Genomic DNA, 25149 nt, shown 5'->3' with positions numbered 1-25149 from the left:
TCAGGTGCTGAGGCGGAAGACGGGCCAGGCTAGTTCGGTGCGCCAGGCGGCGGGGTCCAGCGTGTCTCGGGGTCCCACGGTGTAGGTCTCGTGGACAGGCCCGGCGACGGCGAGGGTGTGGTTGTGCGTCCAGCTCGCGAGGCGGCCGTAGGTGACGTCGATGTCGTCATGAGGGCCGTGGTGGATGGTCGCGGCCAGGTCGGTGGCGGGGAGTTCAACTGGATGGACCCGGCCGGTGGATCGTGGGGCGGCGACAGGGTGGTAGACGAGGACTGTGCCGCGGCCCGCAGTGAAGAGGGAGTTGTCGTACAGGCCGCCCGGTGGGCCTAGGCGATGCTGAGCGGCCACGGCGGAGTCGAGTTCGGCCATGGCGCCGTCGTACCAGGTCAGTACGTCGGCCAGGTCCACCTCATCGGTGATCGCGGCAACCATCCGGGCCGGCTCGGAGCGCAGTTCGACCACGAGGTCGCCGGGATCGGGGCGGAGCAGTCGCTGGAGTGAAGTCACCGCCGCCCGGGTCCGGTCAAGTGAAGCCTGCAACCGGTCGAGGTGGGCGGCGATCATGTCCGCGCGGACCTGTGGATCGTCGGTGGCGAGGATCTTCCCGACTTCCGCCAGCGGTACGTCGAGCTCCCGCAGCCGGTGGATCACCTGAGCCGACGGAATCTGCTCGGTCGTGTAGTACCGATACCCGCTCGCCGCATCGACCGAGGCGGGCTCGAGCAGACCACTCTCGTGATACCGCCGCAGCGTACGCACACTCAGATGCGTCGCCTGCGCGAACTCACCGATCGTCAGTCCCCGACTCACCCGGCCACTGTGCACCCTCCCCCTGCGAGAGAGTCAATTCCTTGACCCTCTCCCCGGAGGAGCCGGCACCGTGGTCGGCATGTTGCCTGACACCATCACGAAGTACCTGACCGCCCACACCGCACGCGACCTCGACTCCGCCATGCAGTGGTACGCCGACGACGCGGAGGTCAGCGATGACGGCAAGACGTACCGCGGTCGCGACGAGATCCGCGACTGGCTCGGTCGCGCAGCCGGCGAGTACACCTACACCACCGAGTTGATCGGCCACCGGCAAGTCGACGACAACACCTACGTCGCCACCCATCACCTCGAGGGCGACTTCCCCGGTGGAAGCGTCGACCTCGACTTCACGTTCACCCTCAAGGGCGACGTGATCAGGAGGCTCGTCATAGCCTGAGGGTGTGGAGCAGGCACTGGCGGTGTTGCGGGAGCTGATTGTTGCCGCGGCTGGGCGTGAGCAGGCGGTCGACGGCTTGCTGTTGTCGATCGTCGACGCGCCCACTCCGCCGATGTCCTCCCTGGCGACACCGGTCTTCGCGCTCGTCGCGCAGGGCCGGAAGCGGCTCGCGGTCGGCGACCAGGTCTTCGAGTACGGCGCCGGCGACTACCTCGTCGTATCGGTCGATCTCCCGGTTACCGGGCACTTCGTCGAGGCATCGAAACAGGAGCCGTGTCTCGGTGTCGGCCTCGAGCTCCGGCCGGATCGGATCGCCGAGCTCCTCCTGGAGTCGGCCGACGATCAGACGCCGGGCGCGTCCGTTCACGGGCTCACCATCAGCCAGGCGCCCAAGGAACTCGTCGACGCCGTGATCCGTCTGCTGCGCCTGGTCGACGAACCCGATGACGCCCGCGTACTCGCGCCACTCGTCGAACGCGAGATCCTCTGGCGACTGCTGCGGAGTCCGCAGGGCGCCGCCATCCGGGAGATCGGGCTCGCGGACAGCAGCCTGTCGCACGTCGCCCGGGTGATCCGCTGGATCCGCGATCACTACACCGAACCGTTCCGGGTCGAGGACCTGGCGACGATGGCAAGGATGAGTACGTCGGCCTTCCATCGCCACTTCCGCACGGTGACCGCGATGACCCCGATCCAGTTCCAGAAGAAGATCCGGCTGCAGGAAGCCCGGTTGCGGCTGCTCGGCCTGGGCGAGGACGTGACGAGCGCCGGGTACGCCGTGGGGTACGACAGTCCGTCGCAGTTCAGCCGCGAGTACCGGCGCGAGTTCGGTACGCCGCCCAGCCGTGACGCCGGCCGGCTCCGTGAGGAAGCAGCGCTGCCATAGAGCAGGATCGTGCAAGCGCTGGCGAGCAATGATCTATCGACTCCACTGTACTACGCGTGTACTGGACGCGTACCTGTTCAACACGGCGTAGGAGAATGACACGATCATGCAAATAGCTGTGATCACCGGCGGGAGTTCCGGCATCGGGCAGAGCGCGGCCTTCGAGATCGCGAAGCGCGGTATCGGGGTGATCCTGACCTACCACGGCAACCGCGACGGCGGCCTGGAGACGGCCGCCCGGATCGAGAAGGACGGCGGTACGGCGGTCGCCCTGCCGCTGGATGTCGGTCGCGCGGAATCGTTCGGTGACTTCAAGACCGCAGTCGCCGAGGTGCTGCAACAGTGGGGTCGGACGTCGTTCGACTTCCTCGTCAACAACGCCGGCGTCGGGCAGCAGCCGGTGATGTTCGAGGACACCACCGACGACTTGTTCGACCAGATGCTGCGCATCCACCTCAAGGGTCCGTACTTCCTCACCCAGACTCTGCTTCCGCTGATCGCGGACGGCGGGTCGATCGTCTACACCAGCAGTACCTCGGCGCTGCCCACGACCCGGCCGGAGCCGGGGTACTCGGTGTACGCGAGCATGAAGGGCGCCCAGGTGGTGCTCACCCGCTACCTCGCGAAGGAGCTCAGTTCCCGCGGAATCCGGGTCAACGCCGTCGCTCCTGGCGTGACCCGGACCCGCCTCGGCGACGACGCGTTCGCCCGCTATCCCGAACTGATCCCGCCGATCGCCGAGCGCACCGCCCTCGGTCGCATCGGCGAACCGGACGACCTCGGCAAGGTGATCACCTTCCTGCTCTCCCCCGAAGGCGCCTGGATCACGGCCCAGACGCTGGAAGCCTCCGGAGGCTACGACCTCTAGCCCCAGGCGTCACCCCACCCTGCGGCGCGGGCCGTGCGGTAGTCCTTGGACGACCTCGGCACCACCGTCTGTTCACGTGAGCCGGCGGTGGTGCAGAGATCGAGAATCACCTGCCCCTTGGGACGAACGGGCCTGCTGATCACCCGGGCCGACGCGGGTTCGGCCGGAGCGCGGGTCGCGACGAGGTAGGTGAACTTCTCGTCCTCGAAGTTCCGCGTCCCGTCCTTCAGCACCCGGTGCAGTTCGGTCCGCGGCAGCCGTACGGCGAAATGACACCAGTCGGCCGGACACCCGAACTGGTGTGGGCAGGGCGCCGCGATCGTCAGCCCGTGCTCGATGAGCTGATCGCGAACTTCGAGCGTACGGCGATGCCCGCGCGGCGTACCGGGCTCGACGATCACGACCGTGCCGGCTGCTCGTGCCGCGGTGTCGACGAGCTCGCGGCGGGCGGCGTCGGAGAGCTCGTTGAGCACGTAGGAGATGGTGATCAGGTCGACCTGGCGTTGTGGACCCCACTGGCGGAGGTCGGCGACAGTCCAGGTTTGGTTGCCATCGGCAAGCTGCTGACCGAGCCGGATGGCGCCCGGCTCGCGTTCGACGATCTCGGTGGCGATGGCCGGCCAGACCGCGGCCGCCGCCCACGCCGCGGCTCCGGTGCCGCCGCCGAGGTCGAGGTGAGTGGTGAAGCTGGTGTGGACGTGCCGGGCCGCCGCGACGAGCGCCGAGTGGGTCGCCCGGAAGGTGGCCGGCATCCGTACGACGGCGTACGCGAGGCAGTCCAGGTCGTCGCGCATCCCGGGGGTGCCGTCGTCGATCAGTTCGGACCGATAGCGGTCGGACATAGCGGTGACCCGGCGGCGCAGTACGTCGTACTGGACACCGTCCAGGGCTCGTAAGAGGGCAGCATGAAGTTGTGTGTCCACGGGGGACATGAAGAATCTCCGGTTCGGTCGGCACGGAGTACGCCTAGGCGCACGAGACCCGCGGCCTGACGCCGCGACGCACCAACCGGTCCGGGAGAGCTGTCAGGAAGCAGCAGCCGAGGAGGGATTGGCGCGGAACCGGATAACCATGCAAGCCATCACGCACCTCCTCGGATCAAGACGATCACGACTCTAGCCAACCGCACCCCCGGTCCGCGCCTGATTTTCAGCGACTCAGAGAGGTGCACAGGCACACCTTGTTGCCCTGAGGATCGGCCAAGACGGTGAACGCAGGCGCCTCGTCGTCGTACGCCACCGTCCCGCCGGCCGCCAAAGCAGCCTCGATCCGGGCCGGAACCACCTCGGGTGGAAGCCAGAGATCGACGTGGAAGCGTTGGCGCGGCGTCTCGTGCGGCTCCGTGCCCTGGAACCAGAGGTTGGCGATGCGGTCGGCCGGACCGACGACGTCGTTGCCCTTGTGCGTGCCGCCGGTGAGTACGGCGGCCCAGAACGGACCGATCGCCTCCCGGTCGGCGGTGTCCAGGGCGAGCTCCAGCTGAGCCACGGCAGCCGGGTCGGGCTTCAGGCCGAGCGACCGAGCGATCCCACTGACCTGCCGCGCGAGGTCCACATCGAGTTGCGTCACGTTTACACCGATCTTCACGTCCACGAACGTCCCGGTCAGCCGGACGTCCGGGTCCTGCCCGGCCGCCGCGCAGACCTCGCCGACGGAACTCGCAAACGTGAGCGCGTCCGCGAACGACTCGACCAGGAACGACGCGTGAAGTCCCTGCGCGAGCCTGCGCCAGTCATCCAGACCGGCGTCCTGGATCTCCTTGCCGCTCAACATGTCCATGGCCCAACCTCCAAAGAATCGCGATGCAGAAGAGGCTAGGACGGCCCACCGACAGTTTCCCGCAGTACGGCGAGATCCCGCTCGGCGTACATCCGGTGCTCCCACTCCTCGCTCAGAATGCAGCCGAGACACTCAGCCACGAGATAGCTCTTCGACGCCGGATACCCGGGCTCCAGCACCGGCTCGGTCAGCTGCGTCAGCCGCTCGTCGGTGAGCTCGTCGAAGACCGCACGGACGGTCGCCATCCGGTCGGCGCGCAGCGCGAGGACCTCGTCGAGAGACGGCCGTACGTCGCGATCACGCGGAACGGACGGGACGTCGTGCATCTCGTCGTGCGGCAGATCCAGCGGGTCCCACGGAGCCGGGTCGCCGAGGACGGCACGCCGTACCCATGCGTCTGTCGCGAAGACGAGATGCCGCTGCGTCTCGATGAACGACCACTCGCCGTCCACCCGCTCGTACAACAACTCCCGCGGCAGCGTCCGGGCCCGGTCGACCGTCTCGGTCCAGAGCCGCTCGAGGATGTCCAACGCCTCGCGGTAGCCGGCGGCGTCGGTCGGGCTCATCTTCACGCGGTCCGGGTACCGGCGGTTCAACTCGGCGTCGATCAGCGGCACCACGTCCACGCCCCAGACCCGCAGATTGCGGATCTCACCATCGATCGACACGTCGACCACGGCCGCACCGCGGATCGTGGCGCCGGTCAGATTGGCGTTCTCGATCCGCAGGCCGCTCAGGTTCACGTCGTCGAGGTGCGCGCCCTTGAGGTTGACGTTCCTGATCTCCACTCCGCCGAGGTTCACGTCGTCGAACCGCGCGCCGCCGAGATCGACCTGGTGGAACGCCGCTTCCTTCAGCGAGAGCTCCTCGAACCGCGAGCCGGCCAGATTCTGCTGCTTGAACTCGGTCACCCGGCCAGCGTCGCACGGACTCCTGCCGGGTGAGAATGGCGAGAACAGATCACCGCCATTGATCGAACGGAGCGGCATGTACCGCAGGCTCGTCCTCAAGCTGTCCGGACAGGCAATCGCCGGTCCGAGCGAGTTCGGCTTCGACAGCGACCGGCTCACCCACCTCGCGAACGAGGTGATCGCACTGCACGCCACCGGTGTCCAGGTCGCGGTCATCGTCGGCGGCGGCAACGTCTTCCGCGGCAACCGGTCCGACGAGTGGGGCATCGACCGGGTCGAGGCCGACAACATCGGCATGCTCGGCACCGTGATCAACGCCGTCCTGCTCCGCGGCCGGCTCACGGCGCTCGGCGAGGCCGAGGTCCATCTGATGACGGCGATCCCGATCAACAACCTGGCCGAGCCGTACATCCGGCTCCGGGCCCTCCGGCACCTGGAGAAGGGCTCGATCGTCCTTCTTGCCTGCGGCAACGGGCAGCCGTTCACCACGACCGACTACCCGGCCGTCCAGCGCGCCGTCGAGCTCGGCGCCGACGCCCTCCTGGTCGCCAAGAACGGCACCGACGGCGTGTACGACGCCGACCCGAACAAGCACCCCGGCGCCCGCCGCTTCGACCACCTCACCTACCAGGAGGTCATCGACCGCGGCCTCGGCGTGATGGACCAGTCCGCCTTCATCCTCGCCCGCGACCACCACCTCCCCCTGCACGTCTTCGACATCGACGGCCCCTCCACCGCCGCAGCCATCACCGCGGGCACACCTATCGGCACTCTGATCAACTGAGCCGGTAGGCCCGCGCCTGCAGCTCGAAGAGCTCCGCGTACTGCCCGTCGGCCGCCAGCAACTCCGTGTGAGTTCCGACCTCGGTGACCCGGCCTTGATCCATCACCACGATCAGATCGGCGACGCTGACGGTCGAGAACCGGTGGGTTACCAGGATCGTCACCGCACCGACGGACCGGGCCTCCCGGGCGGCGTCGGCGTACCGCTCGAAGAGCTCGTGTTCCGCGGTCGCGTCGAGGGCCGACGTCGGCTCGTCGAGCACCAGTATCAGTGGGTGTCGCCGCATCATTCCGCGCGCGATCGCGAGCCGCTGCCGCTGCCCGCCGGACAGTTCCACACCGTCGTCCCACGTCGTCCCGAGTTGGGTCGCCAGGCCCGACGGCAACGCGGACAGCACCTCGTCGGCGGATCCGGCGCCCACGGCCTGCCGGATCCTTGCCTCGTCGTCCAGTGCCTGCAGGTCGCCGAGACCGACCGCCTCTCTGACCACCAGCTCGAAGTCCGCGAAGTCCTGGAACGCTCCGGACAACCGGGACCGCCATGCCACTGGTTCCATCGCAGCCAGGTCCGCACCGTCGACGAGGACCCGACCGCTGGTCGGCTGGTACATCCCGGTCAGGAGCTTCACCAGCGTCGACTTCCCGGTCCCGTTCTCGCCGACCAACGCGACGACCGAGCCGGCCGGCAGGTGAAGATCCACGTCGGCGATCGCGTCTGCCTCCGCACCGGAGTAGCGATAGCGGACGCGCTCCAGGGTGATCCCGGCGCTCAGCCGCTCGGGGGCGAGCGCCGTACCGTCGCCGGTCGTCTGTCGCGTGTAGTCCTGGAGCCAGACGAACCGTGACACGTTGCGCAGCAGCCTCGTGGTGTCCAGGACCGCGTTCGTGACGATGGTGCTGACGCTCTCGAGTCCGCTGACCGCCGCGACCGCGACCACCAACGCCGATACGGGCGTCCTGCCGTGCAGGGCGTCGTACGTCATCCATGCGAGTACGCCGATGGCCGCGCCGAAGAAGATTGTGGAGAGCGCGGCGGAGAGGAGGCCCTGCTTGCGGGCGGTCGTGACGACCGGAGCTTGCCAGGCGAGCACGCTGGCCCGAATGCGCCTCCGTAGCTCCGGCTGAAGGCCGAAGACGCGTGCCTCGGCTGCTCCGGCCGGTGAAGTGACCAGGTCGACCAGGTGTTTGCCGAGTCTTCCGGGCTCGGCGCTCTGTTTCTCGGCCGCGTGGCCCCACCGGTTCGTCCATCGGGTGGCCAGCAGCCGGGGAAGGCCGACGACGACCAGGAGGAGCAGCCGCCAGTCCGCGGACGCGGCGACGATCAGAACCCCTGCGGCGTAGGCGAAGTGGTTCACGATGTTCAGCAACCTGTTGAACGCGCCACCGAGGACGCCTTCGGCATCGCGCAGCAACTGGGTCCGGTCGAGGTAGTCCGGTGTTTCGAGATGCTCGAGCGTCGGAGCCTTCGCGACCAGCTCCGCGACCTGGACGTCGAAGCTGAAGCCGACCCGCTCCATGAGGGCGATCCGCGCATTCGTGCCGATGAGCTGCAGCAGGTTCTGAACGCCGGTCGCGGCGACGAGGGCCAGCAGCGCGAGCACCATCTGACGGCGGTCCGCCGCGATCGCACCCGCGGCGAACAGGCCGAGGAACAGCGGGATCGCGGCCGTCAGCAATCGCCCGACGGTCTCGGCCAGGCAGCTCAAGGCCAGCCGAGGGCTCTCCCGGAACGAGGCACTCAGCACCATCCACAGGCCGCGGGTCATGAGAACCGGCTCCCCTGAAGCCGAAAGAGTCGGGCGAAGGTGCCGTCCGCTGCCATCAGCGCGTCGTAACTGCCGTCCTCGACGATGCCACGCACCGGATCGAGGACGACGATCCGGTCGACGTGCCGCACACTCGACAGCCGATGGGTGACGAGAACGGTGGTCACGCCACGGGTCATCTCCAGGAAGCGGTCGAACAGCGCGGCCTCGGTCCGTACGTCGAGCGCTGCCGTGGGCTCGTCCAGGATCAGTACGCCGGCGCCGCCACCGACTGCGGCCATGGCGCGAGCCAGCGCGACCCGTTGCCACTGTCCACCGGACAGATCGGTGCCACCGGCGTACCCGGACGACAGAACCGTGTCCCACCCGTCTTCGAGGCGGCGGAGCAGACCGGCGCCGGCCGCCTTGCCGAGGGCTTCGTCCAGCAGAGGCTGATCATTGCCATTGGCCCCCATCCGGACGTTGTCGCGCAGCGGGAGCGGGTAACGCACGAAGTCCTGGAAGATGGCGGCGACGCGGGACCGGATCTCGTCGGCGGAGTCCGCACCGCCGATGCGGACAGTCCCGCTGTCCGGCTGGTAGAGGCCGCAGAGCAGCTTGATCAGCGTCGACTTGCCGGCACCGTTGACCCCGACGATCGCGAGCGACTGACCGGCGGGGACCGTCAGGCTCAGGCCGGTCAGAGTCGGACGGTCGCGGGTCGGGTACGTGAAGGTGACGTTGTTGAGCTCGACCGACGCCGGTCCGTGCGGGACGGTTGCCGGCGTACGCATGGTGGCGGTTGGGGTGAGTGCCGGCAGGCCGACCTCGGCTCGGAGCATCGACAGTCCGCGGACGGTGGCGGCGTACTGGCCCACTGCTCGCTGGGTATCACCCAGGATCCCGAAGGCCTGGACCGCGAGCACCGCTTGGATCAGGGTCACGGCGAACTCGACACCGACGGTTCCCGCGACGACGTCCGAGGTCAAGACATACAGCACGCCGCCGATCACCACGGCGGTCACGAGACAGGCGAGGTACGCCGGACGCAGCCCACGCTTCCGCAGCGGCCACAGCTCAGCCATCGTCGTGAGCCAGGTGGACTTGTAGCGATCGAGCAACCAGTCCGCCAGCCCGAAGAGCCGAACCTCCTTGGCCGCCGCCGGCTTGGTCAGCAGACTCCGCAGGTACGTCGCCTGCCGCCGGCCACCGGCCGACACCTCGAGAACTCGATCGAACGCCGAGTTCACCCACCGCGCGAACGTCCACGACATCAGGACGAACGACCCGGCCACGACGAACGGAGCCCACCACCGCCAGGTCAGCAGTACGACGAATGCCCCGACCCCACCGAGTCGCTGCGCGAGAACAGCCCAGATGTTGTTGAGCCCGAACAGAAACGTCCAGTCCCGAGTCGCCGCCACCACCGCCTGCAGCCGCCCCGAGAACCCGGGCGAGTCGAGCAGTTCGATCCCCCGCGGCTCAAGACTCGTCTCCGCCACCAGATCCAGCACGTACGCCGCCGTCGCAGCCGTCGTCTTCGCGCTGATCCACCCACGCAGCACCGCCAGCAACGGCCCGCCCACCAACAGCCCGCCCGTAACCCCAAGCCACAACCAGACCCGCTCCCCCGCAGACAACGCCCCGGTAAACCGCCCAATCGCCACCATCACCCCAGTAGCAACCGCAGCCTCCCCCACCACCACAACAACCGCCGCAACACTCCACCCCTTACAGGCGAGCCACGCGACTCGGGCGACGAGGACGAGCCGGCCAGAGGCGGAGGTTGGCATGGCGGCAGCCTAGGGGTGGATGTAGGGCGGTGCTAAAAGGTTTTGCTGGTTGGGGTGGGGGCTGGTGTACTCGGTGGCGTACCCGCAGGTGTCTAGTCAAGGAGTTCTGTCATGCGACCTCGCTTCATGTCTGTCGCGGAAGGAATTGACACCTGTTCAAGGGACATGAAGCTGCGTGAAAGTACTGAACCTTGGGATCCTGGCGCATGTCGACGCCGGTAAGACGAGTCTGACCGAACGGCTGCTCTACGCGGCCGGGGTCATCGACGAGGTCGGGAGCGTCGACGACGGCAGCACCCAGACCGATTCACTCGCGCTGGAACGCCAGCGCGGGATCACCATCAAGTCGGCGGTCGTGTCGTTCGCGATCGGCGAGGCCGACCCGGTCACGGTCAACCTGATCGACACCCCCGGCCACCCGGACTTCATCGCCGAGGTGGAGCGGGCGCTCAGCGTGCTCGACGGCGCGGTGCTGGTCATCTCGGCCGTCGAGGGTGTGCAGGCGCAGACCCGGGTCCTGATGCGGACCCTCCAGCGCCTGAAGATCCCGACCCTGATCTTCGTCAACAAGCTCGACCGGGCCGGCGCGCAGTACGACGCCGTACTCAAGTCGATCGCGGACAAGCTGACCCCGTCCATCGTCCCGATGGGCGAGGCAACCCGCCTCGGCACCCCCGGCGCCACGTTCACGGAGTCGTACGGCGCGCTGCTCGAAGTACTCGCCGAACGTGACGACGACCTCCTCCGGAAGTTCGTGGAGGGCGAGCAACTCTCCCACCACGCCCTGAAGCGAGCGCTGGCGCGCCAGACGAAGCAGGCGCTCGTGCACCCCGTGTACTTCGGCTCCGCGATCACCGGCGCCGGCACGGACGCACTCACCGAAGGCATCCGCGCCCTGCTCCCCCGCGCCGGCACCAACGAGGAGCCGGTGGACGGATCGGTCTTCAAGGTCGAGCGCGGCCCGGCCGGCGAGAAGATCGCGTATGTCCGGATGTTCTCGGGTACGGCGCGAGTCCGTGAGCGACTGGGGTTCGGGGCCGGCGCCGAGGCGAAGGTGACTGCGCTGCGCGTCTTCGGCCACGGTGGCGCGACCCCGGCCGCCGAGGTCAACGCCGGGCAGATCGCCCAGGTCTGGGGCCTGTCCGACGTCCAGATCGGCGACCGACTGAGCGATCTCCGGAACATCACTGCCACTGGGCGACCAGAAGTTTCCGGAAAGCCGGGGATCTTCGCCCCACCGACGTTGGAGACCGTGGTCTTCCCGCAGCGGGCCCGGGACAAGGGGAACCTGCGGGTCGCGCTGACCCAGCTCGCCGAGCAGGACCCGCTGATCAACCTGCGCCAGGACGACCTGCGCCAGGAGATCTCGGTCTCCCTGTACGGCGAGGTGCAGAAGGAGGTCATCCAGACGACTCTGGAGACCGAATACGGGATCGGCGTCGGCTTCCGTGAGACGACCACGATCTGCATCGAGCGGCTGAACGGCGCCGGTGCGGCGGTCGAGTTCAACAAGAGGGACGCGAACCCGTTCCTCGCCACCGTTGGCCTCCGGGTCGAGCCCGCGCCGGTCAACGCCGGCGTCACCTTCGAACTCGAGGTCGAGCTCGGCTCGATGCCGTACGCGTTCATCAAGGCCGTCGAGGAAACCGTCCGCGAGACCCTCGGCCAAGGCATCCACGGCTGGCAGATCCCGGACGCGCGGGTCGTGATGACGCACTCCGGCTACTCCGCGCGGCAGAGTCACGCCCACGCCGTCTTCGACAAGAGCATGTCGAGCACGGCCGGCGACTTCCGCAACCTCACGCCGCTGATCGTGATGACAGCTCTCCACCAAGCGGGTACGACGGTGCACGAGCCGATGCATCGCTTCCAGCTGGAGATCCCGACCGACACGACCCGCGCCGTACTCGCGGCTCTCGCCTGGCTCCGCGCGATCCCGCAGGTACCGGCGCCGGCCGCGGAAACCTCAACCCTGGAAGGAGAAATCCCCGCGGCCGCCGTGTACGAGCTCGAGCAACTGCTGCCCGCCCTGACCCGCGGCGAAGGCGTGCTGGAGTCGGCGTTCGAGCGCTACCAGCCCGTCACCGGACCGATCCCGGACCGTCCGCGGACCGACCACGACCCGCTCAACCGGCGCGAGTATCTCCTGCACGTCCAGCGCCGGGTGTGATGCCATGTTCGATGCCATGGACAACAGTCGCGCCGAGCTCGTCATCAGCGGTGACCCGAGCAGTCAGGCCCTGCTCCGCCAGCACGGCGGCGGCCAGCGGGGCCTGATGCTCGCTCATCTCGACGAACACATGCCCACCGGAAGCGAGCCACTCCGGCGCCTCGGCCGCCACCCGTCGCAAGGTCGCCAGGCCGTCCGGGCCGCCGTCCAGCGTGACGTGCGGCTCGTACAGCCTGGCCTCCGGCGGCAGCAATCGGATCTCGTTGGTCGGCACGTAGGGCACATTCGCCAGCAATACGTCGATCCGCCCGCGCAGCGGCTCCGGCAGCGCGGAGAAGAGATCCCCTTGATACACAGCGCCCCGCCACGGGACCAGGTTCCGCCGAGCACACCGAACCGCGGCCAGCTCGATATCGGCGGCGTACAACGACACCTGTCGCTCGGCCGCGATCGCCGCACCCAAGGCACCCGACCCACACCCCAGGTCGAGTACGACGGCGCCCGGTGCGGTCACCCGCAACGCCTCGGCGACGAGGAACTCGGTCCGGCGCCGAGGAATGAACACCCCGGGATCGACCGCGATCCGCAGCCCGCGGAAGGACGCCCAGCCGAGGACGTGTTCGAGCGGCAACCCGGCGACCCGTTGGTCGACCATGGCGGCCACCTCGGGCGCATCCCGCGCAGTCTCCACGATCAACGCGGCCTCGTCCTCGGCGAAGACGCAACCGGACGCACGCAGCCGGTCGATGACCTGGCTGAGCTCAACAGAAGGAACAGAAGATACAGACACAGAACCCCTTCAACTGACGAGGCTCCCGCGGTCAGCGTGCGATGCCAACCACTCGAGGCGGGAGCAACCAACCTGCCGTCCTGGTGATCGGTCCCACCTCCTCAGTCGTCGTTCCTGGTGTCGCCCACCTTACCCGAAAGCGTTCACCCCGGTGAGCTCCGCGGAGATCGTCCACAGCCGAGCCGCCGATACCGGGTCGATCGCGTACGGCCGGACGCCCGGGGTGTCGTCGGTGGACACCTCGGCGATCTCGCAGTCCTCGCAGAACACCCCACCGAGGCCGTCGAGCTGCGGCGAGGTCGCTGCCCACACCTGGGTCGCGGCGCCCTGCTCCGGGGACTTGAAGCCCGGGTTCAGCGGGTTGCCGTCCTCGTCGATCCAGCCGAAAGCGACCATCTCCTCCTTCGGCAGGTGCCGCTGCAACGGCGTGAGGATTCCGCCCGGGTGCAACGCGAACGCGCGCACGCCAGAGTCCTTGCCCAGGACATCGAGCTGCACCGCGAACAGCACGTTGGCCGTCTTCGCCTGCCCGTACGCCTGCCACTTCTCGTAGCCCTGCCGGAACTCCAGGTCGTCCCACCGGATGTCCGAGCGCCGGTGCCCGGTCGACGACACCGACACGACCCGGCCGCCACCGTCCGCCGCGATCGCCGGCCAAAGCCGGTTCACCAGCGCGAAGTGCCCGAGGTGGTTGGTCGCGAACTGCGCCTCCCAGCCCGGCCCGACCCGCGTCTCCGGAGCGGCCATGATCGCCGCGTTGTCGATCTGGATATCGATCGGTCGCCCGGATGCCAGGAATCGGTCCGCGAAGGCCCGCACACTCTCGAGGTCCCCGAGATCCAGCTCGTCGACCTCGACATCCGCGACCCCGGCCAGTGCTTCCCGCGCGGCATCCGGTCGCCGCGCCGGTACGACGACGTGCGCACCGGCCTTGGTCAGCGCACGGGTCGTCGCGAGGCCGAGACCGGAGTACCCACCGGTGACGACCGCCAGCTTGCCGGTCAGGTCGATTCCGGCGAGGACGTCGTCCGCGGTGCTGTCGTGCCCGAACCCCGAACCGATCTTGTGCTGTGCAGTCATGCCTCGGACTCTACGAGTTGGAGCTCACTCTAGGTCAAGCGTCGAGGTGCGGGTTCTCACGCAGCGACTCGGCCAGCCGCTGCAGAGCCGGGTTCGGACTGTCCGGGCTCCAGCACGCGTGCAAGGTGACCGAGTGCGCGTCGGCCGCATCGAGCTCGCGATAGCGGACACCCTCGACCCCCATCGCCATGATCGACCGCGGGATCAGCGCGCATCCCAGACCGGCCCGGACGAGCGCCAGCATCGTCGGCACCTGCGAGGCGAGCTGGCTGACGGCGTACCGATCCATCCCGATCATCGCGGCGCAGATGTCGTGCAGGTACTGCGAACCCTCGGGGCTGTAGCCGATGTAGTCCTCGGTGGCGTCGGCGAGCGTCACCGGGGCATCGCCGGTCGCCAGGGCGTGGTCAGCGGGTACGGCGAGCACCAGATCCTCGGAGTGGACCAGGACGGACTCGAACTGGTCCGGGATCGGCGGCCGGACGAGGCCGATGTCGATCTCCAGGTTCGCCAGTGCCTCGAACTGCGCGGGGCTCACCAACTCGGTGAGCTCTGAAGTCACCGCCGGCGTCCGCTTCCCGACCATGGTGAGGAAGTCCGCGAGAACGGCGTACGCCCCGATGGCGGTGAACGCGATCCGCAGGGTCCCGGTCTGTCCGTCGGCGGCCCGCCGGGTCGCCTCGGGTGCGACCTCGAGCAGCGCGAGCACGCGGCGGGCATGTTCGAGGAAGACGTCCCCGGCCGCGGTCAACCGCACTCCGCGACCGGTCCGGTCGAACAGGCGGACGCCCAGAGAGCGCTCGAGGCCCTGGATCTGCCGGGTCAACGGCGGCTGGGTCAGATTCAGCCGCTGAGCAGCGCGGCCGTAGTGGAGCTCCTCGGCGACGGCGACGAATCCCCGGAGTTGCTGCAGCGACAAGTCCATACCGGCACGGTATCGGTTCATGCGAAATAGGGTTTGGACCTGCATAACGGAAAGCGCCTACCGTCGAGGCACCGCCTACCGAAGGAGCCTCCACGGTGCCGAAACTTGCAGCTCTGATGACCCCCGAACGCGCGGCCGACGTGATCGACGGACCTACGCGGCGGCTGCTCGAGGAGCGGTTCGAGGTCGTCTGGGCCGAGTCCGCCCACGCCGCCGGTCCGGCCGCGCCCGGCAAGCCGCCGGCGCTGGACCCGGCCGCCGTGCCCGAGCTGGTCGCCGGCGCCGACGTACTCCTGACCAGCTGGGGTACGCCGCACCTCGGCAAGGAACTGTGGGCCGACGGCAACGGCCCCAAGGTGATCGCGCACGCCGCCGGCACGGTCAAGAACCTGATCGATCCGGTCATCCTCGACCAGGGTGTCGAGGTCTTCTCCGCCGGCCCGCGGATCGCCTGGTCCGTCGGTGAGTACTGCCTGGCCGCGATGCTCACCTTGGCCCGCCGGCTCCCCCGCTTCGATCACGCGATCCGCGAAGGCGGCTGGAAGCAGACCGAGTACCGCGGTCACGAGCTGGCCGGCGCCAAGGTCGGCATTGTCGGCGCCAGCAGCACCGCACGCGCTCTGATCACGCTGCTCAAGCCCTTCGCCTGCGACGTCGTCGTCTACGACCCGTACCTGACCGCCGAGCGGGCCGACCAGCTCGGTGTCCGCACCGCTGACTTGCGAGAAACGGTAGAGAGCGCCTTCCTGACGATCCACGTCCCGAACGTGCCGGAGACCAAGGGCATGATCACCCGCGAGCTGATCGAGCGAGTCCCCGACGGAGCGGTCGTCGTCAACTCGTCCCGCGGTCCCGCGGTCGACCAGCAGGCACTCCTCGACCACGTGCTCGACGGCCGCCTTTACGCCGCGCTCGACGTCTACGACCCCGAGCCGCCGTCCTTCGACGCGACCCTCCTCCAAGCCTCGAACCTGCTGCTCAGCCCGCACGTCGCCGGTGACACCGAAGAGGGCCACCTCGCGCTCGCCGGGTACGTGCTGGCCGACGCGCTCAAGTGGCTCGAGGACGGCACCCGGGGACCGAGCTTCGTCGATCCGGCCTTCTGGTCGATCGCGGCCTGAGAGGACGACGATCATGTCCCGGATCACTCAGGTCGAAGTCTTCCCGGTCGCGGTCCCGTTCGCCCGACGCTTCGTCATCGGCAGCGGCGCGGTCGGCGCGCCCGACGACGCGCCGGACCAGGCCGCCGCGGTGGTGTTCGTCAAGCTGACGACCGAGGACGGCATCGTCGGGTGGGGCGAGCAGCGAGCGCTCCCCAGCTGGAGCTACGAGACGGCCGAGACGATGGCCGTCGTCATTCGCAGGCACCTCGCGCCGATCCTGCTCGAGCTCACGCCGTTCGACGTCGAGCTGTTCCACCAGCGCGCCGCCAAGCGACTCAGCCCCGCGGTGTCGAACGGGTTCCCGTTCGCCCGCGCCGCCGTCGACGTCGCCATGCACGATGCGGCCGGCAAGCTCGCCGGTGTGCCGGTGCACGCTCTGCTCGGCGGCAAGGTGTACGACGAGATCCCGTTGTGCTCGGCGATCGGAGTCGGCGACCAGGACACGGTCCGCGAACACGCACTCCAGTCGTCGGACTATTCGGCGTACAAGGTCAAGATCGGTGGCGACCTCGATGCGGATGCCGCGGCGATCCGGACCGTGGCCGAGGTGGCCGGCGGCAAGCCGCTCTGGCTCGACGCGAACCAGTCCTACCGGCCGAGTGCGCTCAAGCAACTCCTCGACCGTACGGCGGGAATCCGCACGATCCACTGCGTCGAGCAGCCCGTACCGAGCACCGACACGCTCGCGATGCAACGGCTGCGCGACCTGATCGACGTGCCGATCGCGATCGACGAGGGCAGCTTCTCCGCTCAAGATGTGGCCCGCGCGATCCGGCTGAACGCGGCCGACCTGGTCGTGGTCAAGGTCTGCAAGTCCGGCGGCCTGCGCAACGCGCTCAAGACCGCCCAGACCGCGCTCGCCGGCGGGGTGGAGATCCTCGCCAGCGGTCTGACCGACTGCGGAATCGCCTTCGCCGCCGCACTGCATGTGTTCAGTCAGCTCGAGCTCGCCTTGCCTGCCGAGCTCAACGGGCCGGAGCTGCTGTCCGATCTGTACGTCGAGGGGCTGAACATCACCAAGGCCGTCGCAACGGTCCCCACCGCCCCTGGACTGGGCGTTCAGGTCGACGAGGAGCGAATCCGCGCCGAGTCGATCGACCTGCTCTATCGGTGAGGAGAAACATGGGAACGAAGCTGTCCCGCCGCGGGTTTCTCGAGCTGACCGGCCTGGCCGGGCTCGGCCTCGCGGCAGCCGGCTGCTCGTCCGGGCCACCGGCCGGTGCGGCCACCTGGTCGATGTGGTCGAGCAGTGCCGCGGAGAAGAAGGTCTGGGAAGACTTCAGCAAGTACGTCGAGCAACAGCTCAAGGTGAAGTCCGTCCCGACGCTGACCCCGTCGAACGGCTACCCGACCAAGCTCGACCTGCAACTGGTCAGCGGCACGGCGAGCCTCGTGACCGCGATCAACGGCACCCTGATCCCGACGTACGCCGCCCGCGGCGCACACCGGCCGCTCGACGACCTGATCGCGGCCGATCCGGACTTCCACCTCGACGACTTCTACCAGCCGAGCCGCCGGATCTCGAGTTTCAACAACAAGACCTACGCGATCGGGTTCGACGTCGCACCGACGGTCATGTACTACAACAAGAGCTTGCTGCAGAAGCAAGGCATCGAGCTGCCGTCCCCGACCGTACCGATGCCGTGGGCAACGTTCCGGGAGCTGGCGCTCCAGCTCACCGAACCCGGGCAGCAGTACGGCTTCACCTGTGCGCCCGCGATCGACGACCTGGTGTCGTGGATCTACTGCGCGGGCGGCAACGTGATGAACGACGCCGCGACCCGGAGCACGCTGGGTGATCCGGAGGCGATGGAGGCACTGCAGTTCGTCATCGACCTGTTCGTCAAGGACAAGGTCACCCCACCGATCAAGAACCTGGTCACCGAGAGCTCACTGTCGAACTTCATGGAGGGCAACGTCGCCTTCATGCAGAACGGGCCGTGGCAGGTGGTCAACGTGCGCAAGGCCAAGTTCGACTGGGACGTCATCCCGTTCCCGGCCGGCGCGGTCGGCAGCACCCCGCGGGTGTCCGGATCCAGCTTCTCCATTCCATCGGGGGTACGCGACGGCGCCGAGCTCGACCTCGCGTGGAAGCTGATCAAGACTCTGACCAGCACCGGAGCGCTCGACATCTACGCGAAGGCCGGCCGCAACAACCCGGCCCGGCTGAGCGCGGGCAGTGCGTTCCAGCCGCCGCCGGACAACCTCGGCATCGTCCAGCAGATCCTGGCCGGCAAACTCGCCGGCGGGCACGCCTTCGACGTCACCACGAACTGGAACCAGGTCAAGCAGTTGCTCGGCCAGGACCTCCCCCGCACGTTCCTGGGTCAGGTGTCGGTTCCGGACGCGATCACCGGGCTGACTCCGCGCCTCGACGTTCTGATGAGGCAGCACCAGGACAACATCCGCCAAGCCGCCGCCAGGAAGGGGTGACCAGGATGGCTGTCGACACCGCACCAGCACGAACCACCGCCGTACCGCCACCGACCACTTCGAAGCCGACCCCACGCTGGCGCAGCCGCGAGACGCTGACCGCCTGGCTGTTCCTCCTGCCCAGCCTGATCGGGTTCCTGATCTTCACCGCCGGTCCGGTCGTCGCCGCCGGCGTCATCTCGCTGCTGGACTGGAATCTGTTCAGTTCTCCGCGCTGGGCCGGACTGCACAACTTCGCCCGCCTCGGTCCTGATCCGACGTTCTGGTCCGCGCTCGGCAACACGGCGTACTTCACGTTCGTGAGTGTGCCGCTGACGATCGCGGTGAGTCTCGCGCTGGCGCTGCTGCTGAACCAGGGGCTGCGCCGGGTCGCTGTCTTCCGCTCCCTCCTGCTGTTGCCGTACGCAACGATCACGGTGGCGGTCGCCTTCGTCTGGATCTGGCTCTACATCCCGCACGACGGCCTGGTGAACGCCGTGCTCGGATGGTTCGGCATCAGCGGGCCTGCTTGGCTGATCTCGGACAACTGGGCGATGCCGGCGCTGATCCTGATGAGCGTGTGGAAGAGCTTCGGCTTCGGCATGGTCGTGTTCCTCGCCGGACTGCAGGCGATCCCGCAACAGCTCTACGAGGCTGCCCGCGTCGACGGAACGTCCAGCTGGCAGAGCTTCCGCAACGTCACTCTGCCGATGTTGTCGCCGGCGCTGTTCTTCGTGATCGTGACGTCGGTCATCGGCTCGTTCCAGGTGTTCGACCAGGCCCTGATCATGACGAACGGCGGACCAGGCACGCGCACCACGACGCTGGTCATGTACATCTACCGGACCGGCTTCGAGAACTACGACCAGGGGTACGCCGCCGCGCAGTCGCTCGTGTTGTTCGCCTTCATCGTGATGATCACCGCCGGGCAGTTCTTCTTCCAGCGCAAGTTGGTGCACTATGACAACTGACATCCGCCGCAAGCTCATTGTCTTCGCTTGCTTCCTGGTCACCGGGTTCACACTGATCCCGGTCGTGATGATGGTGCTGGTCGCGTTCCAGTCCGACGCCGAGTCCATGGCGGCCAAGCCGTCGTTCTGGCCTAGCAGTTGGCACCCGGAGAACCTGACCCGCGCCTTCGACCTGGTGCCGCTGGGCAAGTACCTGCTCAACACCGTGTACTTCGCGGCCGGCACCACTCTGCTCGAGACCGTGACGGCCGCGCTGGCGGCGTACGCGTTCGCCCGGCTGCACTTCCCCGGCCGGAGCTGGCTGTTCGGGATCTACCTGGCCACGTTGATGATCCCGTCGCAGGTCACGCTGATCCCGCAGTTCGTCCTGGTCGCGAAGCTGCACGGCATCGACACCTGGCCCGGGATGATCCTGCCGCACGCCTTCACGGCACTGGGCGTCTTCCTGCTCCGGCAGTTCTTCCTCGGCATCCCACGCGACTATGAGGAGGCCGCCCGGCTGGACGGCGCGAACCGGTGGCAGGCGTTCGTCCGGGTGATCGTGCCGCTCGCGATCCCGGCCATCGCGACGCTGGCGGTGTTCAAGTTCATCGGTCAGTGGAACAACCTGCTCTGGCCGCTGATCATCTCCAACAGCGACGCCACCCGGACCGCGTCCGTCGGGCTGCAGGTGTTCCAGGACACCAACGGCACCCAGTGGAACCTGCTGCTGATGGCCGCGAGTGTCACCACCATCCCCCTGATCATCCTGTTCTTCCTGACCCAACGCTGGTTCGTCCGAGGTATCACCCTGAGTGGGCTGGGAGGCCGTTGAATGTCCTATTTGTGGTCCGTTTTCACCAAGCCGTGGCTGGCGCTGCCCGGGGACGAGCTCGGCCGGCTGGTGGCCGGCATCGGGTTCGGTGGCGCCGAGATCCCGGTTCGCGATGCGGCCTACGTGACGCCGGCGTCGGCCGAGGCCGAGCTGCCGAAGTTCACCGCGCAGTTACGGGCCGAGGGCATCGAACCGATCAGCGTCGCCAGTGACCTGTCCGAGCGCGTGTTCGCCGCCTGCGCGGAGGCCGGCGTACCGATGATCCGGATCATGGCCGAGCTCGGGCCGGACGGGTACACCGCCTCGGCCCGACGCAACCGGGCGATGCTCGAGGAAGCGATCGCACTCACCGAGCGGTACGACGTCCAGGTCGGTGTCCAGCCGCATCACGGGCGATTCGTTTCGTCGACGCTCGGCGTACTGCAACTGCTGGACGGACTGCCTGACCGGTTCAAGCTGGTCTGGGACGCCGCACACGACGCGCTCGCCGGCGACCATCCCGCGGTGACCCTCGAGCTCGGTGCGGATCGCCTCGGCATCGTCAACCTGAAGAACGTGCAGTACATCCGGACCGACAGTGTCTGGAAGCCGTACTTCGTGCAGGCCGACGACGGACTGTCCGACTGGTCCGCGGTCTTCGCCGCGCTGCAGAAGGTGAAGTACGCCGGCCCGATCTGTCTGACGGGTCAGTACTCCGATCCCGCCGTACCGGTCGAACAGCGGCTCTCGAGAGATTTGCACACCGCTGTCACATCCGCGGCACAGCATCCGTCAAGGGAGTGAATTCAACACACTCACGCGATGGAGAACCTCCCATGAACGCACGGATGACCAACCCCGCCATGATCCTGCCGGACGCCACCAAGGGCATCCAGAACATCTACAAGGCCATCGGGCAGTCGGGCGCGTCCGGTACGACGCTCGAGCTCGTGCACCTGCGGGCGAGCCAGATCAACGGCTGCTCCCCCTGCGTGTTCGGCGGGATCAAGTCGGCGCTGAAGAACGGTGAGACCGACGAACGGCTGCACCAGGTGGCGGCCTGGCGTGACTCGGATCTGTTCACCGACGCCGAGCGGGCGGCGCTGGAGATGACCGAGGCGGCGACTCGGCTGGCGGACCGGCCGAACGCGGTCACGGACGAGATCTGGAACGCGGCCGCCGACCACTTCGACGAGAAGGAGCTGTCCGCGATCGTTTTGATGATCGCGCTCACCAACATGTTCAACCGGATCAACACGACGGTTCGCGAACCTGCTGGTGCCACCTGGTAATGGCTACTCTGGGCGCCGGGTGTCGAGAAGGCACCCGGCGCTCCGACGTCCCCGGGTGAATGGAGGCACGCGATGAAATACATGCTGCTGATCTACGGGAACACGCAGACGTGGGACGCCCTGCACGAGGAGGGCATCGACCAGGTGCTCGACCAGCACCGCAAGCTCTCCGAAGAGCTGAAGGCGAACGGTGAGTACGTCGACGGCCTCGGACTGACGACCAGGGACGCACGGGTGGTCCGGGTCAATGATGGCATTCCGGCCGTGACCGATGGGCCGTTCACGGAAGCCAAGGAAGTCCTGGCCGGCTACTACCTGGTCGACTGCAGCCTGGAACGGGCGACCGAGATCGCCGCCAGGTTGCCGGAGGCGCGGTTCTCGCCCATCGAGATCCGTTCCTTCACAGATCCGATGCCGGAGGACTCCTGAGACTCACTGCCGGGTGCGTCGGCAGATCTGCGCTGCTCCAGGGACTTGCCGGCCTCAGCTCGGCGTTGGGACCTGAGACCGGCGAGTCACTGACTCAGCCCGTGCGTGTGCCGTCGGGGCTGCTCGACGCGAGGATGACCCCACCTGAGGCGGGTTGATCACCCATGCCCCGGCCACCCCGGACGAACACGGTGGCACCGCGTTCCGGCGCCTGGGCACCGTCGCCGAGTCGCAGCGTGGTGGTCATTCCGTTGCTCAGTCTGAGCACCGCCACGCGTCGCGGCCGGACCGACTGGATCGACGAGCTCACCTCGTGGATGCCGGTACACACCGCCGGTTGGATCGCGGCTCGTCCGAGTCCCGCGTTGCCGTGACTCCTCACATCACGGCACTGCTCGGCAAGCCTTGTCATCGCTGACACACTTCCCCCTTCTCATCGGTACTACCCCCGAGTGACGGTAGATGCGGACGCCAGTACGACACGACGACCGCACACCTCCCCGTCCTTCCCGCACCCGGAAACGACGCGGAAGTGATCAGCCAACCCTTGCTGAGAGTGACGGCATATTCAAGGGATCGTGACCGGAATCCCGCGTACCGGAACCACCGTCCATGCCGACCTACTGACCACCGAAGCCAGTGGTAGCAATTCCCTTGATGATCCCCGCTGCCGGTCGTGTTCTTGGAAACGTCGCCGTTACCGTGCGGTACTGGTGCGCTCGATGATCCGGTGCGGGATCATCACCCGGCGGGGTGCCGCGGTCTTGTCCGCCATCCGCTCACCGAGCAGATCGAGCGCCGCCGCCACGAAGGCCCGCCGGTCGAAGTCGACGGTCGTCAGCGGCGGGATCATGAACTGACTCTCGAGGATGTTGTCGAACCCGGCCACCAGGGTCTGTCGCGGTACGTCGACCCCCGCGCTCCACAGCGCCGACAACGCGCCCGAGGCGACCGTGTCGGTGAAGCAGAAGAACGCATCCGGCAACTCGTGCTCGGCCAGCCACTTCCCCACCACCGTTGCAGCACCCTCGGGCCGCCACCGGTCCAGCCCGATCTCGAGCGCGGGATCGATGGGTACGCCGGCGTCTTCGAGGGCCTGGCGGTAACCAGCGGCCCGCAACCGGGAGGCCGCCGTACCGGGGCCTTCGGCCGAGCCGGCCAGGACGCCGGCGCCACTCGAGCCGCGCGGGACCTCCGGCATACCGACGGCCGCGATCCGGCGGCAGCCCTTCGACAGCAGGTACTTGGTCATGTCGCGGGCGGCTGCGACGTTGTCGATCGCGACCTGACTGACCAGGTCCTGGTCGACGTCCCCGATCAGGACGAGCGGTGGCAGCGGTCCGGCCGACATGACCGCGCTGTCGTCGAGGTTCACCGGGTTCAGGATCAGGCCGTCGACCAGGTACGCGCGGGCCTTGGACAACAGCTCGAACTCACGCTTCGGCTCGGCCGCGGTCTGCTCGATCTGCACGCCCCAGCCGCGCTCGTGGGCGAGCTCGACGACCAGGTGGACGATCTCCGCGGAGTACGGCCGGAGCAGGTCGGGCAGCGCGAGCGCGATCATGCCGGTCCGGCCGTTGCGCAGGCCGCGAGCACTCATGTTCGGCACGTAGTCGAGCTCGGCCAGCGCACTCTCGACCCGTGCCCGCGTCTCCGGGCGGACGAACACGACGCCGTTGATCACGTTGGACACCGTCTTCGGGGACACCCCGGCCAGCTTGGCGACGTCTTTGACGGTGGCACGCATGTCGCCCATTGTCACACCTGCCGACGTTGTCATGGATTCACCGCGTCGTGAGCGCGCCACCGTTCACCTGCAGGACCTGGCCGGTGAGGTGCCGGGCGGCCGGGGATGCGAGGAAGTGGATGGTTGCGGCGATGTCCTGCACCTGCCCCTCGCGCTTGGTCATCGTTGCCGCGAGCAACGTCTCGCGCCGGGCCGCGGTGAGCCGGCCCTGGAAGAACTCGGTGTCCGCGGTGAAGCCCGGGGCAACGACGTTCGAGGTGATCCCGCGCGGTCCGAGATCGGCCGCAACGTCCTGGTTCCACAGGGCAAGCGCGGCCTTGGAAGCGCCGTACGATCCTGGGCCGCGGGCGCCCGCGATCGAGCCCAGGTGCACGACCGCGGTGGTGAGTCGCGGCGCCAAAGCGGTCGTGGTGAGGACAGCGCTGAGCAGGTTGGCTTCCAGGTTGGCCAGCCAGTTCGCCTTCAGTTGCTCCAGGCCACCCTCCGGCCGCCCGAAGTCGGTGTTGCCACCGGCGTTGTTGACCAGGACATCGACCTGCTCCGGCAGTACGTCGAGCAGTCGCTCGAGCTGCGTCGGGTCGGTCGCGTCGCACACCACTCCCCTGGCTCCGAGGTCGGCCGCGGTCTTCAGCAGCACGTCCTCCCGGCGGCCGGTGATCACCACCTCGTCGCCGTCCGCGCGGAACCGCTCGGCGGTCGCCCGCCCGATTCCGGTCGCTCCCCCGGTCACCACGATCATCCGCGTCACGATCAGATCCTCACGTTTAGGTCTAAATGTTTAGGTCTAAACGTAGCATGGTGGCTGTGACGGACACCTATCCCCTCGACGGCCCGAGCCCGTATCCCGCCGCGGAGATCGCCCGCGCCTGGCAACGCGAACGACCTGGTACGCCGACCGACTCGATCGAGATCGTCACTCCCCTGTGGCGGCTGGCGAAACTGTTCGCCGACGACCGGCGGCGGCTCCTCGCCGACCTCGGCGTGGACCCGGCCACGCTGGATCTGCTCAGCGTGTTGCGCCGGGCCGGAGCGCCGTACGAGGTGAGTACGCGCGAGCTGAGCCGCCGTACTCTCGTCACCGCCGGCGCCATCTCACAGCGGGTCGCCCGGGCCGAAGAGTCCGGCCTGGTCACTCGGCGGACGGCCGGCGACGGGACCCGCGCCGTGGTGGTGACCCTCACCGCGGCCGGCCACGACCTGATCGAGCGAACCGTCGACCAGGTGCTGACGCGCGAGTCCGAACTGGTGGCCTCGCTGTCCCCCACCGGCCGCACGCAGCTCGCGGCGCAACTGCAGGAACTCCTCGACGAGGTCGCGAAGGAGGCCCGGAAACCTTCGTCGGGCGTATAAGCTTTTCCGGCGCCGTCAAGCCTGGGATGCGAAGCAAAGTTCCCACGACTGC

The 25149-nt window shown here is 68.0% G+C and carries 26 protein-coding genes; 14 read left to right on the top strand and 12 right to left on the bottom strand.

Annotated elements, in window-relative coordinates; translation table 11 throughout:
* A complete protein-coding gene (locus ACZ3HV_RS11580) occupies positions 1-810 on the bottom strand; it encodes a MerR family transcriptional regulator (RefSeq protein ID WP_465683319.1) in 810 nt (269 codons plus the stop codon).
* A gap of 79 nt (positions 811-889) precedes the next feature.
* Between ACZ3HV_RS11580 and ACZ3HV_RS11575 the strand changes: the two genes are divergently transcribed.
* The 3 genes from ACZ3HV_RS11575 to ACZ3HV_RS11565 all read left to right on the top strand — a co-directional run bounded on the left by ACZ3HV_RS11575 (position 890) and on the right by ACZ3HV_RS11565 (position 2964).
* Positions 890-1210 (top strand): nuclear transport factor 2 family protein, encoded by a 321-nt coding sequence (locus ACZ3HV_RS11575; RefSeq protein ID WP_465683317.1) that lies wholly within the window; start codon positions 890-892, stop codon positions 1208-1210.
* A gap of 4 nt (positions 1211-1214) precedes the next feature.
* Positions 1215-2096 carry an AraC family transcriptional regulator gene (locus ACZ3HV_RS11570; RefSeq protein WP_465683315.1) on the top strand — a complete coding sequence of 294 codons (882 nt, stop codon included), beginning with the start codon at positions 1215-1217 and terminating at the stop codon, positions 2094-2096.
* Between the two features lie 106 nt (positions 2097-2202).
* A complete protein-coding gene (locus ACZ3HV_RS11565) occupies positions 2203-2964 on the top strand; it encodes an SDR family NAD(P)-dependent oxidoreductase (protein ID WP_465683313.1) in 762 nt (253 codons plus the stop codon).
* On the opposite strand, the gene ACZ3HV_RS11560 is transcribed toward ACZ3HV_RS11565, so the two are convergent.
* The 3 genes from ACZ3HV_RS11560 to ACZ3HV_RS11550 form a co-directional block, all read right to left on the bottom strand.
* Positions 2961-3887, bottom strand: coding sequence for a small ribosomal subunit Rsm22 family protein (locus tag ACZ3HV_RS11560; RefSeq protein ID WP_465683311.1), 927 nt, complete (start codon positions 3885-3887; stop codon positions 2961-2963). The genes ACZ3HV_RS11565 and ACZ3HV_RS11560 overlap by 4 nt on opposite strands.
* 226 nt (positions 3888-4113) lie before the next feature.
* Positions 4114-4743 carry a VOC family protein gene (locus ACZ3HV_RS11555; RefSeq protein ID WP_465683309.1) on the bottom strand — a complete coding sequence of 210 codons (630 nt, stop codon included), beginning with the start codon at positions 4741-4743 and terminating at the stop codon, positions 4114-4116.
* A gap of 35 nt (positions 4744-4778) precedes the next feature.
* Positions 4779-5654, bottom strand: a complete 876-nt coding sequence (locus tag ACZ3HV_RS11550) for a DinB family protein (protein WP_465683307.1) — start codon at positions 5652-5654, stop codon at positions 4779-4781.
* Between the two features lie 76 nt (positions 5655-5730).
* Here ACZ3HV_RS11550 and pyrH point away from each other — a divergent pair, with 76 nt between their 5' ends.
* Complete coding sequence (pyrH, locus tag ACZ3HV_RS11545; RefSeq protein WP_465683305.1) at positions 5731-6438, top strand: UMP kinase; 708 nt, start codon at positions 5731-5733, stop codon at positions 6436-6438.
* Here pyrH and ACZ3HV_RS11540 read toward each other — a convergent pair.
* Together ACZ3HV_RS11540 and ACZ3HV_RS11535 are read right to left on the bottom strand one after the other, a co-directional pair.
* Positions 6431-8203: an ABC transporter ATP-binding protein gene (locus tag ACZ3HV_RS11540; RefSeq protein ID WP_465683303.1), complete on the bottom strand. Its 1773-nt coding sequence runs from the start codon at positions 8201-8203 to the stop codon at positions 6431-6433. The genes pyrH and ACZ3HV_RS11540 overlap by 8 nt on opposite strands.
* Positions 8200-9975: an ABC transporter ATP-binding protein gene (locus tag ACZ3HV_RS11535; RefSeq protein ID WP_465683301.1), complete on the bottom strand. Its 1776-nt coding sequence runs from the start codon at positions 9973-9975 to the stop codon at positions 8200-8202. The genes ACZ3HV_RS11540 and ACZ3HV_RS11535 overlap by 4 nt, the downstream gene beginning before the upstream one ends.
* Positions 9976-10150: 175 nt before the next feature.
* On the opposite strand from ACZ3HV_RS11535, the gene ACZ3HV_RS11530 reads away from it, so the two are divergent.
* Positions 10151-12145, top strand: coding sequence for a GTP-binding protein (locus ACZ3HV_RS11530; RefSeq protein ID WP_465683300.1), 1995 nt, complete (start codon positions 10151-10153; stop codon positions 12143-12145).
* On the opposite strand, the gene ACZ3HV_RS11525 is transcribed toward ACZ3HV_RS11530, so the two are convergent.
* From ACZ3HV_RS11525 to ACZ3HV_RS11515, 3 genes are all read right to left on the bottom strand, one after another.
* Positions 12102-12935 (bottom strand): putative protein N(5)-glutamine methyltransferase, encoded by an 834-nt coding sequence (locus ACZ3HV_RS11525; RefSeq protein ID WP_465683298.1) that lies wholly within the window; start codon positions 12933-12935, stop codon positions 12102-12104. The genes ACZ3HV_RS11530 and ACZ3HV_RS11525 overlap by 44 nt on opposite strands.
* A 129-nt stretch (positions 12936-13064) precedes the next feature.
* Positions 13065-14015, bottom strand: a complete 951-nt coding sequence (locus ACZ3HV_RS11520; protein ID WP_465683296.1) for an SDR family NAD(P)-dependent oxidoreductase — start codon at positions 14013-14015, stop codon at positions 13065-13067.
* A 34-nt stretch (positions 14016-14049) separates the two neighbouring features.
* Entirely contained in the window at positions 14050-14940 is an 891-nt protein-coding gene (locus tag ACZ3HV_RS11515; RefSeq protein ID WP_360374869.1) for a LysR family transcriptional regulator, read from the bottom strand.
* A gap of 95 nt (positions 14941-15035) precedes the next feature.
* Here ACZ3HV_RS11515 and ACZ3HV_RS11510 point away from each other — a divergent pair, with 95 nt between their 5' ends.
* The 8 genes from ACZ3HV_RS11510 (at position 15036) to ACZ3HV_RS11475 (ending at position 22000) form a co-directional block, all read left to right on the top strand.
* Entirely contained in the window at positions 15036-16061 is a 1026-nt protein-coding gene (locus ACZ3HV_RS11510; RefSeq protein WP_465683294.1) for a hydroxyacid dehydrogenase, read from the top strand.
* A gap of 13 nt (positions 16062-16074) precedes the next feature.
* A complete protein-coding gene (locus ACZ3HV_RS11505; RefSeq protein WP_465683292.1) occupies positions 16075-17217 on the top strand; it encodes a mandelate racemase/muconate lactonizing enzyme family protein in 1143 nt (380 codons plus the stop codon).
* 8 nt (positions 17218-17225) lie between these two features.
* Positions 17226-18536 (top strand): ABC transporter substrate-binding protein, encoded by a 1311-nt coding sequence (locus tag ACZ3HV_RS11500; RefSeq protein ID WP_465683290.1) that lies wholly within the window; start codon positions 17226-17228, stop codon positions 18534-18536.
* A gap of 5 nt (positions 18537-18541) precedes the next feature.
* Entirely contained in the window at positions 18542-19486 is a 945-nt protein-coding gene (locus ACZ3HV_RS11495; RefSeq protein WP_465683288.1) for a carbohydrate ABC transporter permease, read from the top strand.
* Complete coding sequence (locus tag ACZ3HV_RS11490) at positions 19476-20300, top strand: carbohydrate ABC transporter permease (RefSeq protein WP_465683286.1); 825 nt, start codon at positions 19476-19478, stop codon at positions 20298-20300. The genes ACZ3HV_RS11495 and ACZ3HV_RS11490 overlap by 11 nt, the downstream gene beginning before the upstream one ends.
* Positions 20301-21083 carry a sugar phosphate isomerase/epimerase family protein gene (locus ACZ3HV_RS11485; RefSeq protein ID WP_465683284.1) on the top strand — a complete coding sequence of 261 codons (783 nt, stop codon included), beginning with the start codon at positions 20301-20303 and terminating at the stop codon, positions 21081-21083.
* Between the two features lie 32 nt (positions 21084-21115).
* Positions 21116-21571 carry a carboxymuconolactone decarboxylase family protein gene (locus tag ACZ3HV_RS11480; RefSeq protein ID WP_360374879.1) on the top strand — a complete coding sequence of 152 codons (456 nt, stop codon included), beginning with the start codon at positions 21116-21118 and terminating at the stop codon, positions 21569-21571.
* Between the two features lie 72 nt (positions 21572-21643).
* Positions 21644-22000 (top strand): YciI family protein, encoded by a 357-nt coding sequence (locus ACZ3HV_RS11475; RefSeq protein WP_360374881.1) that lies wholly within the window; start codon positions 21644-21646, stop codon positions 21998-22000.
* A gap of 94 nt (positions 22001-22094) precedes the next feature.
* Here ACZ3HV_RS11475 and ACZ3HV_RS11470 read toward each other — a convergent pair whose 3' ends face one another.
* The 3 genes from ACZ3HV_RS11470 to ACZ3HV_RS11460 form a co-directional block, all read right to left on the bottom strand.
* Entirely contained in the window at positions 22095-22412 is a 318-nt protein-coding gene (locus ACZ3HV_RS11470; RefSeq protein ID WP_360374883.1) for a hypothetical protein, read from the bottom strand.
* Between the two features lie 285 nt (positions 22413-22697).
* Positions 22698-23747 carry a LacI family DNA-binding transcriptional regulator gene (locus ACZ3HV_RS11465; RefSeq protein ID WP_465683281.1) on the bottom strand — a complete coding sequence of 350 codons (1050 nt, stop codon included), beginning with the start codon at positions 23745-23747 and terminating at the stop codon, positions 22698-22700.
* Positions 23748-23784: 37 nt separating this feature from the next.
* On the bottom strand, positions 23785-24486 hold the full coding sequence (locus ACZ3HV_RS11460) for an SDR family NAD(P)-dependent oxidoreductase (protein WP_465683861.1): 702 nt from the start codon (positions 24484-24486) through the stop codon (positions 23785-23787).
* A 65-nt stretch (positions 24487-24551) separates the two neighbouring features.
* On the opposite strand from ACZ3HV_RS11460, the gene ACZ3HV_RS11455 reads away from it, so the two are divergent.
* Positions 24552-25097, top strand: coding sequence for a MarR family winged helix-turn-helix transcriptional regulator (locus tag ACZ3HV_RS11455; protein WP_465683279.1), 546 nt, complete (start codon positions 24552-24554; stop codon positions 25095-25097).
* Positions 25098-25149: the final 52 nt, after the last annotated feature.

The sequence above is a fragment of the Kribbella sp. NPDC020701 genome, assembly GCF_055562215.1.
This window is presented reverse-complemented; position numbering and strand designations above follow the sequence as displayed.